7 protein-coding genes are annotated in these 8,943 nt (G+C 35.3%); 2 read left to right on the forward strand and 5 right to left on the reverse strand.

The genetic code is table 11. The annotated features are described in order from the left end of the window. Positions 1-745, forward strand: a 745-nt coding sequence (gene rsmA / locus WBY99_RS01830) for a 16S rRNA (adenine(1518)-N(6)/adenine(1519)-N(6))-dimethyltransferase RsmA (protein WP_423974642.1), incomplete at its 5' end; no start/stop codon positions are given. Positions 746-782: 37 nt separating this feature from the next. Here the strand turns inward: rsmA and WBY99_RS01835 are convergent. The 5 genes from WBY99_RS01835 to WBY99_RS01855 form a co-directional block, all read right to left on the reverse strand. Then, positions 783-1,547: a TIGR02757 family protein gene (locus WBY99_RS01835; RefSeq protein WP_423974643.1), complete on the reverse strand. Its 765-nt coding sequence runs from the start codon at positions 1,545-1,547 to the stop codon at positions 783-785. A gap of 266 nt (positions 1,548-1,813) precedes the next feature. After that, positions 1,814-2,728, reverse strand: a complete 915-nt coding sequence (locus WBY99_RS01840; protein WP_423974644.1) for a ribonuclease Z — start codon at positions 2,726-2,728, stop codon at positions 1,814-1,816. A 278-nt stretch (positions 2,729-3,006) separates the two neighbouring features. Beyond that, the gene (gene ccsA / locus WBY99_RS01845) at positions 3,007-6,270 is read right to left on the reverse strand and encodes a cytochrome c biogenesis protein CcsA (protein WP_423974645.1); all 3,264 of its coding nucleotides are present in this window, start codon (positions 6,268-6,270) and stop codon (positions 3,007-3,009) included. 264 nt (positions 6,271-6,534) lie between these two features. Next, positions 6,535-6,990, reverse strand: coding sequence for a PH domain-containing protein (locus WBY99_RS01850; RefSeq protein ID WP_423974646.1), 456 nt, complete (start codon positions 6,988-6,990; stop codon positions 6,535-6,537). 1 nt (position 6,991) lies between these two features. After that, positions 6,992-7,642 carry a protein-L-isoaspartate(D-aspartate) O-methyltransferase gene (locus WBY99_RS01855; RefSeq protein ID WP_423974647.1) on the reverse strand — a complete coding sequence of 217 codons (651 nt, stop codon included), beginning with the start codon at positions 7,640-7,642 and terminating at the stop codon, positions 6,992-6,994. Positions 7,643-7,787: 145 nt separating this feature from the next. Between WBY99_RS01855 and WBY99_RS01860 the strand changes: the two genes are divergently transcribed. Next, on the forward strand, positions 7,788-8,750 hold the full coding sequence (locus WBY99_RS01860; protein WP_423974648.1) for a Gfo/Idh/MocA family protein: 963 nt from the start codon (positions 7,788-7,790) through the stop codon (positions 8,748-8,750). The last annotated feature ends 193 nt before the right edge of the window (positions 8,751-8,943 follow it).

Consider the following 8,943-nt stretch of genomic DNA (forward strand, 5'->3'; position numbering starts at 1 on the left):
GGGTCAACATTTTTTGACAGATGAAAACATTGCCAAAAATATTGTAGATGGTTTAACTTTCGAAAACAAAAATCAAGTCTTGGAAGTCGGTCCCGGAATGGGCGTGCTCACCAAATATCTTTTAGAAAAAGACGCAGAAATTTTTGTGGCAGAAATTGATACCGAATCGATCGAATATTTAAAAAGTCATTATCCGAAATTAGAAGATCATCATTTCGTCGGTGATTTTCTTAAATTAAATTTAGCAGAATCATTTGAAGGGCAAGTCTCTGTAATTGGGAATTTTCCGTATAATATTTCGTCTCAAATTTTATTTAAAATTATCGATTATTACGATCGAGTTCCCGAAATGGTTGGGATGTTTCAAAAAGAAGTTGCCGAAAGAACAGCCGCCGTTCCGAGAACGAAAGACTATGGAATTTTGTCGGTTTTAGTTCAAGCTTTATATGACGTCAAATATCTATTTACCGTTCATGAAAACGTCTTTAATCCGCCACCAAAAGTAAAATCGGGCGTTATTCGGTTAACTAGAAATCCGAAACCAGGTTTAACCGGAAATGAGGTTCTGTTTAAAAGAATTGTAAAAGCAGGTTTTGGTCAAAGACGTAAAAAATTATCAAATTCACTGAAAGTTCTCGACATTCCGGAAGCTTTAAAAAACCATGAATTTATGGATAAACGTGCGGAAGAACTTTCGGTGCAAGATTTTATTGCATTTACAATAGAATGGAAAAACGCATTATAATTTCTTATCAAGTTAAATTGTAGAAACATATCTTTAATTAAAAATCCTTTGATACGCCTAAACCGAATAATGCAAAATCGTATTTTGCAGGATCTTCGGCATCAAATTTTCTTAATGCCAAATCCATTTCCTCTACGGTTTTCCAGTCGTTCTGTTTTCTTTGAATGAGATTCAGTTTTCGGGAAATATTTCCGGTGTGAACATCCAAAGGAATTGACAAATATTTCTGATCAATACTTTCCCAAATCCCGAAATCGACTCCTTTTCGATCTTTTCGAACCATCCAACGAAGGAACATCATTAATCTTTTGGCAGAAGAATTTTTGTAGGTTGAACTTACGTGTTTCTTACTTCTGTGAATATTTTCTCCAATAAATTTTTCACGAAATCGGTGTAAAGCGTGGTAGAAATTCTGCTCGTTACTTTGAATTAAAAAAAGATTTTCTAAACTTTCATTTTCAGTATAAATTCTTTTTAAATGAAGAATAAATTGCTGAAAATCTTCGCCATTAAAAGTCCTGTGAATACTTCTCTTTTCTAAAGATTCCAATTCTTTTTCCGATACATTTTTCACAAAATCAAACGGTGAGTTTTCCATAAAATTCAGCATTTTTTCAGCATCATTAATAATAGATTTTCGGTTTCCCCAGGAAATTGTAGCAGTAAGAAATCCGGCAATTTCAATATCCTGTTTCAAAGAAAAACGGTGAGGAATAGAAATCGGATCGTTTTCGATAAAATTGGGATTATTGTAGAAATCGGCTTTTTCGTCGAGGAATTTTTTTAATTCTGAGGAAGTCATTCTAAATTTTGTTTTATTAAAATTTTCTATAATTGTCTGCTTATAATACTATCTTTATTTAAAAACATTTTATCAATCGAAATAATATTGAATTTTTCAAATCAGTATATTTTGCAAACTTTCTACAATAGGTTCCGCTCCTCTGGAGCTTCTTAGTTTTGATGTTTTTATTTGCTACCAATATTTCGGTGTTTTCCACTTTTATCAAAAATTTTAATGAAAGAAAATACAAAGACTTTTTTGGAAATTTAAGTAGAATACACCAATTAAATCTTCACGGCTTCCAAAGCTTTTGGTAAAAAACTGTTCGGGAAAACTTCTCTTGCTTCATCAGTGAAAACCGTTAAATCACTATAACGATTGGAAAAATGTCCTAGAATGAGTTTTCCTACATTGGCTTTTCTGGCGATTCTTGCAGCTTCTAATGCAGTTGAATGTCCGGTATAATCTGCCATTTCTTTTAAATCGTGGAGGAAAGTAGATTCATGATAAAGAACATCTACGTTTTCGATAATAGGAATTATTTTTTCCGAATATCGTGTATCGCTACAAAACGCATAAGAAACCGATTTTGTTGGTTCGGTAGTTAAAATTTCATTTTTCAAAACATAACCATCGCTCAAAACAAAATCTTTTCCGAGCTTCAAATTATGGTAATCGCAGGTTTCTATTTCGGGATATTTCCACACTTCCTGCATATTAAGATGTCTTTCTTTTGGCTTTTCTCTGAACAGATAACCATTGCAATAAATCCTGTGATTTAAAGGAATGGTGAAAACCTCTAACTTATAATCTTCGTAAATTTTCTCTGAGTTTTTACTGTGTAATTCGTGGTAAATGACTTCGAAACCTTTATGCGTTTCTGTTAATTTAAAAATCGTTTCAAGCAATTCTTTGATTCCTTTCGGACCATAAACATGCAAAGGTGTTTCCCGTCCTAATAATCGGAAAGAGGCGATTAATCCCGGTAAACCAAAACAATGATCGCCATGAAGATGCGAAATAAATATATGATTGATTTTTGAGAACCGTGCTTTTGCTTTTCTCAACTGAACCTGTGTTCCCTCACCACAGTCGATGAGAAAGCAACGTTCATCCATTTCTAGGAATTGTGCAGTAGGAGATGAATTCACCGTGGGAATTGCAGAGTTGAAGCCGAGAATAGTTAGGTGTGCGCTCAAAAGTGTTGGATGTTTGGTGTTGGATGTTTAATGCTGGATGATGGATGATGAGTTGCTGGAAGTCTTTAAATTTAAACAAATCTACTAATTATTTCGGGGATTTTGAAAAGAAAAACAGGTCTTGATTTTAGCCCCGATTGCAGCGGCATCCTTTTTTGAGGAGGAACGACGAAAAAAAGATACAGCGGAAAGCGGGACCGAAATTTCTAAGAAGCGAAAATCCTGTTGCTCCTAAAAAAAGAAATCCCGAAAACGAGTTCCGGGACTTACAATTTAAATTATTTTGTATTTAATTTTTTGAATCTTATGTAAGAGACAACTGCCAGGGTAAGCATAAAGGCGATTCCCAAATAAACCCAAATCGGAACCGGAACAGGATCACCTGCTGCGTAAGAATGCAATCCACTCAAGTAGTAGTTTACACCGAAATAAGTCATTACAATCGTGCTGATTGAGAATAGAGAAGCGACGTGGAATGCCCATCTACCTCTTAATCCAGGCACTAATCTCATGTGCAAAACGAAGGCGTAAACCATAACAGAGATAAAAGCCCAAGTTTCTTTTGGATCCCAACTCCAGTATCTTCCCCAAGATTCATTGGCCCAAATCCCACCCATGAAAGTTCCTACCGTTAAGGCGTATAATCCTATGGTTAAAGACATTTCTGATACAATCGTCAATTCTTTGATCGTGGTATCGTGGTGAATTTTATAGATCTTTTTGTCGGAGAAAATATAGAAAAACAACGTGATGATCGCAATTACCATCGAGAGTCCGAAGAATCCGTAACTCGAAGTAATAATCGCCACGTGGATAATTAACCAATAAGATTTCAGTACCGGAACGAGCGGTGTAATTTGCGGATCAAGTGCAGAACCACCGTGTGCAAAGCCCATCATAATTACTGCTACCATAAATCCTGCCGCAGGAATCAAGGCGTTTGAGTTTCGGTACAATAACAATCCAGCTGTTATACCAACCCACGAGATGAAGATAATCGCTTCGTAACCATTACTCCAAGGTGCGTGACCAGAAATATACCATCTTCCGACTAAACCTAAGAATTGCAGGAAATAACCAACCAGACCAACAAGAATTAACCCTTTGATTATTTTATTTAAAATCTTATTCGGTTTGAATAATTCGATGAATCCTAACAATAATAATAAACCACCGATTACCGAGTAGAACATCAATAAGTAAAAGTTGATGTTTGCTTTGTTCATCAATACCTCCAGGTTTATTTTTGATTCACTCGGGACTACATTTTTACCCCAGGTTTTTTGATATTGCTCTAATTTTATTAATTCTGCATCTGCTTTGCTCCAGTTTCCTGATCTTTGTGCTTCTAATACTGAAGAAAAATAAGGTCCCATCACTTCCTGTGAAGCTGGATCCGGTTCGAAATTTTGATCTAACCAAGAATGCCAAGTACTATTCGGATCGTTTTTCACAGGAACAATTCTCATGAACTGTCCGCTGAAGAATTCGTTAAATGCCTGAACGCGGTCATTTACGGCAATTACTTCTTTATCGTAACGGGTTTGTGCCGCAGGTTTTTTTCTGAATGCTTCTTGATAATCTTGTTCTAAAACATAATGAAGAGCTCCAGTTTCGTCAGCAGGGAAAAGCGACATCAACGTAGTGTACCCTTCGTCGTTGGCTTTTGTTTTATTTTTTAATTCGTCGCCACCTTTGTCACCCACTTTAATTAAAGGAACCATGGTCCAACTTGCAGTATCGGTATTGATTGATAAAAACCATTGATCCGCTGTTAAATGTTTTCCATCAGTTCCACGGAAGGCATCTTTTTTATATAATTTTCTAAGAACATCTAACGCCTGAGTATTCATAGGAACAATTCTACCTTCATAGTTTTGAACCAATAAATAACCAAATTTATCTGCGTGCTCTTTATCAATTTTATTTTTGGCAATAATCTCGTCAGCGGTAATAGGCTTTGGAGATTTCAACATCCTTGCATTCTGCTGTTTTCGAGGAGCAGGTTCGGCAGTTAACACATCTGCAGCACCGTGGCCATGACCGTCATCTGCAGAATGAACATGCTCACCAGAACCATCAGTATTACCGTGGGTTTCAATTTTCTGGGCATTAAAATTTAAAGTCAGTAAAATTAATAAAAGCGTTGCTGTTTTCTTTTTACTAACGTTTTTCAACATTTGATTCAGTTTCCAGAAATGAGTTCCTTTCCAAAAGAAAATAACAAACATTCCTGTGAATAAAAAGAAATATCCAATATAAGTAAGCAGTGTTCCCCAGAAATCATGATTTACAGAAAGAACAGTTCCTTTTCTATCCGGATCAAAACTTGACTGGAAGAACCGGTAACCTTCATGATTCAAAACGTGGTTCATATAAATTCTATAAGGCGTTTGTTTTCCATTTTCAATGATTTGAACGTGACTTTCGTAGGCACTTGGCGAAGAACTTCCCGGATAAGTTTCCATCACAAATTTTTCCAGTTTTAAAGAAAATTGCGTGGTATATACTTTCGGTCCGAATCCAAGAATAATATTCATTCCGTCTAAAGAGATTTGTTTAAATGCATTTGGATTTCCTTTTTCAACCGGAAGATCAACAATCACTTTGGATTTTGGCCCCTGTACTTCCACTTTTAAATTATCAGAAACATCTTTATCTTTTTTACGATCACCTTCGTAGGCAATGAGGTTTCCCTTCATTAAACCTTCAGGAACAACCAACTTCAAATCATTTATAGAATATAAACTTCTTAAAATTAATGGTTCATATTCGTCTTTTTTCGTCGTCCCTTTTGCTTGCGTTGCCATGGTCATATACTCTGATTCTACCGGCGTTTTAATAAGCAAAGTTCCATTGGTATTATTAAATTCTACAGCACCATCAATCGCTCTGTTGAAAGAAACCAAAGTTCCGTTTACTAATTTAGAATCACCAGGTTTGATGTAGATATTTTCACGTCCAGTTTGTCCTGTAGAAACCAAATGAAGATATTCTGTTCCGGCCGGATCTACGACCAAACTGTCTTTTTTACGCTGGATAAAATCAAGCGCTTTTACAGAAATCTTTTTATCATGATATTCGTAACTGGCGCTAAAATTCTTATGAAGTGGTGACATTAAATAAGGAACATCCTGATAATTAAGAACATCGCCTTTTTCTTCGATTTGAATTTTAAAGAAATTTTTGTCGGTGATAATTTCGTTGGATGTTTCGCCTTCGCGGATGTGCATAATTCCTTCAAAACTAATATATCGGGTGACTGCACCTCCGAGGAATATCAAAATAAATGATAAGTGAAAAACCAAAACCGGCCATTTTTCTCTGCGCCAAAGTCGGTATCTTGAAATATTACCTACGAAATTTAAAATGAGTAAAAGCATCACGAGCTCAAACCATTTTGCATCGTAAATCAGTGCTTTTGCGGTAGGAGTTCCGTAATCATTTTCCAGAAAAGTAGCATAACCCATTGAAGCAGCGTACACTAGCAACAAAACCGCCATGGTTCTGGTCGAAATAAGAATGTTTTGAATTTTTTTCATGAGAATCTAAAACTTTACTTTTAACTGAAAAAAAGTTTATTCTTGATTTCAGGTATTTTAATTTAGAATAAATTGAATGCTTGCAAAAATACAATCTATAAATTGAATTAGCGAATTTGGAAACTGTTATTTATCAGTTTAACATAACGGAAATAAGCATAAAATCAACTGATAAATTCTTCTGCTCTCACTTTTTTGACAGTCGGATCATCCTCATCCTTAAGCTTTAAAGGAGGGGGATATTTTCCAGATCTACTTAAAAGATTAAATCCCCACTTTTTCTACGACAATTCCCGGATTGATTTCCAAGATCTTTTGTAAGAAAAGATCTTGCTCTTCTGGTGTAATATAAAGGTCGTTTTTGAATCTGGAGGAAATAATTAAACCTTTTGTAGCCGTGCCGTGTTTATGCAGACCAACCCACATTGTTTTCCCCGAGGTGATCGTCGTGATCGTTCGAATGTCCACTTTATAAATGGGATAAAAAAGATCGACTTTTATAAATTCATCTTCTATTTTGATTTTCAAAAGGAAAAAAGTTGATACCATAAATAATAAAGCCACGATCCAGATTCCTGCCATAAAACTGAACATCGAAGGATCATGAGCTGCATTGTAAACAAAAAGGGTCATTATTAAAATAACCAATAACATTGCACTATATAAACCTAGAAAAGTTTCACCAATTTTAGTTTTAAAAACCAATTTTTCTGTATTCATTTTAATGATTCGTATCATTCAACATCGGTACAAATTTGTAAGCCCCAAATTCTTCCCTTTCAAATTCTCTTTCCGATCTTTTGGTAAATCGTGTCAGGATTTGCTCGTCGGTTTTTCCTAAAGGAATCACCATTTTTCCTCCAATTTTCAGTTGATGAAGTAATTCGGTCGGCAAAGTTTCTGCTCCGCAAGTCACGAGGATTTTATCGAAAGGCGCAAAAGTCGGCAACCCAGCAAAACCATCGCCAAAACTTTGAAATTTCGGACGAAGATGCATTTCTCTTAATTTTTTCTGCGAAAAATCGTGCAAATTTTTTTGTCTTTCAATCGTGTAAACCAAAGCGTTCATTGCCACCAAAACCGCAGTTTGGTAACCACTTCCTGTACCAATTTCCAGCACTTTTTCTTTTTCATCGAGTTCTAAAAGTTCGGTTTGTTCGGCGACTGTTGAAGGATGAGAAATCGTTTGTTTTGCCAAAATCGGGAAAGCGCGGTCTTCGTAAGCGTAATCTTCAAAAATACTTTCCAGAAAAAGATGGCGCGGAACTTCGCTCATCGCTTTCAAAACTTTCTCATCGGAAATCCCAATTTTTTCCCGAAGATATTCTACCAAAATTTTTCTTTTCCCTTTATGTACAAATGAATCCTGCATGGCACAAAAATAGGAATTAGAATTGAGATTTGGAGATTTGAGATACGAGACTTTTTGATTTCAGATTTCAAAGTCTTTCATCTTTTATCTTTCTTCTATTCGTCTCATGACTAAAATTATTATCTTTGGAAAAATTTAATTTTCTATGCTAAAAGCAGGTTTAGTTGGCGCAGGTCATTTAGGAAAAATCCATTTAAAATTATTAAATCAGTCGGAAAAATACGAGTTAGTCGGCTTTCACGATGCTGATTTTGAAAACGGAAAAAAACTCGAAGCAGAATTCGGGTACAAATATTTTGAAAAATTCGAAGATTTATTAAATGAAATCGAAATGCTCGATATTGTAACGCCAACCCTTTATCACTACGATTATGCGATGAAAGCAATCGGAAACCGCAAACATTTTTTTATTGAAAAACCCATCACGCAAACTTTAAAACAGGCGGAAGAAATTCTCTACAAATGTCGTGAACACGGAATAAAAGCGCAAGTTGGACATGTTGAAAGATACAATCCGGCGTTTATTGGTTCGAAAGATTTCATCAAAGATCCGATGTTTATTGAGATTCACCGTTTGGCAGAATTTAATCCGCGCGGAACCGATGTTTCTGTGGTTTTAGATTTGATGATTCACGATTTGGATATTTTACTTTCCATCGTGAAATCGAAGGTGAAAAACATTCACGCAAGCGGCGTTTCTGTGGTTTCAAAATCTCCGGATATTTGTAATGCGAGAATAGAATTTGAAAACGGTTGCGTCGCGAATCTCACGACTTCCAGAATTTCGATGAAAGCGATGCGAAAGTCTCGGTTTTTCCAGAAAGATGCTTATATTTCTGTTGATTTTTTAGAGAAAAAAGCAGAAGTAATTCGCATGAAACCGGCACCGGAAAACCCGACCGATTATGATATGATCATTGAAAATGCGGAAGGTGAAAAAAACCAAATTATTTTCGAATATCCAAACATTCAACCGAATAATGCAATTCTTGATGAACTGGAAAGTTTTGCCGATGCGATTACCGAAAATAAAAATGTAGAAGTTTCTTTGGAAGACGGAACGGAAGCGCTGAAAGTGGCTTTGGAGATTGTGAAGTTGATTTCTTAATTTGATAATATGCTAATATGGTAATATGGTAATTTGAAAATGAAAAAACTTCTATTTAATATTTCTTTAGTTTTCATTTTAAATCTTTTTCTTCAGTGCAAACAAAATACTGAAAAGGATTCTTATAAAATTATAAATTTAATTTTGAAGGAAAAGGTAAATGCTTATGGTTCAAAAATTTTCCAATCTAAAT

Source organism: Kaistella sp. (genome assembly GCF_049588135.1).
In the GTDB taxonomy this organism is placed as follows: domain Bacteria; phylum Bacteroidota; class Bacteroidia; order Flavobacteriales; family Weeksellaceae; genus Kaistella.

Coding starts and splice junctions, on each gene's coding strand:
- WBY99_RS01850 (WP_423974646.1), bottom strand. CDS start 6,990: ATGAATACAGAAAAATTGGTTTTTAAAACTAAAATTGGTGAAACTTTT.
- WBY99_RS01835 (WP_423974643.1), bottom strand. CDS start 1,547: ATGACTTCCTCAGAATTAAAAAAATTCCTCGACGAAAAAGCCGATTTC.
- WBY99_RS01855 (WP_423974647.1), bottom strand. CDS start 7,642: ATGCAGGATTCATTTGTACATAAAGGGAAAAGAAAAATTTTGGTAGAA.
- ccsA (WP_423974645.1), bottom strand. CDS start 6,270: ATGAAAAAAATTCAAAACATTCTTATTTCGACCAGAACCATGGCGGTT.
- WBY99_RS01860 (WP_423974648.1), top strand. CDS start 7,788: ATGCTAAAAGCAGGTTTAGTTGGCGCAGGTCATTTAGGAAAAATCCAT.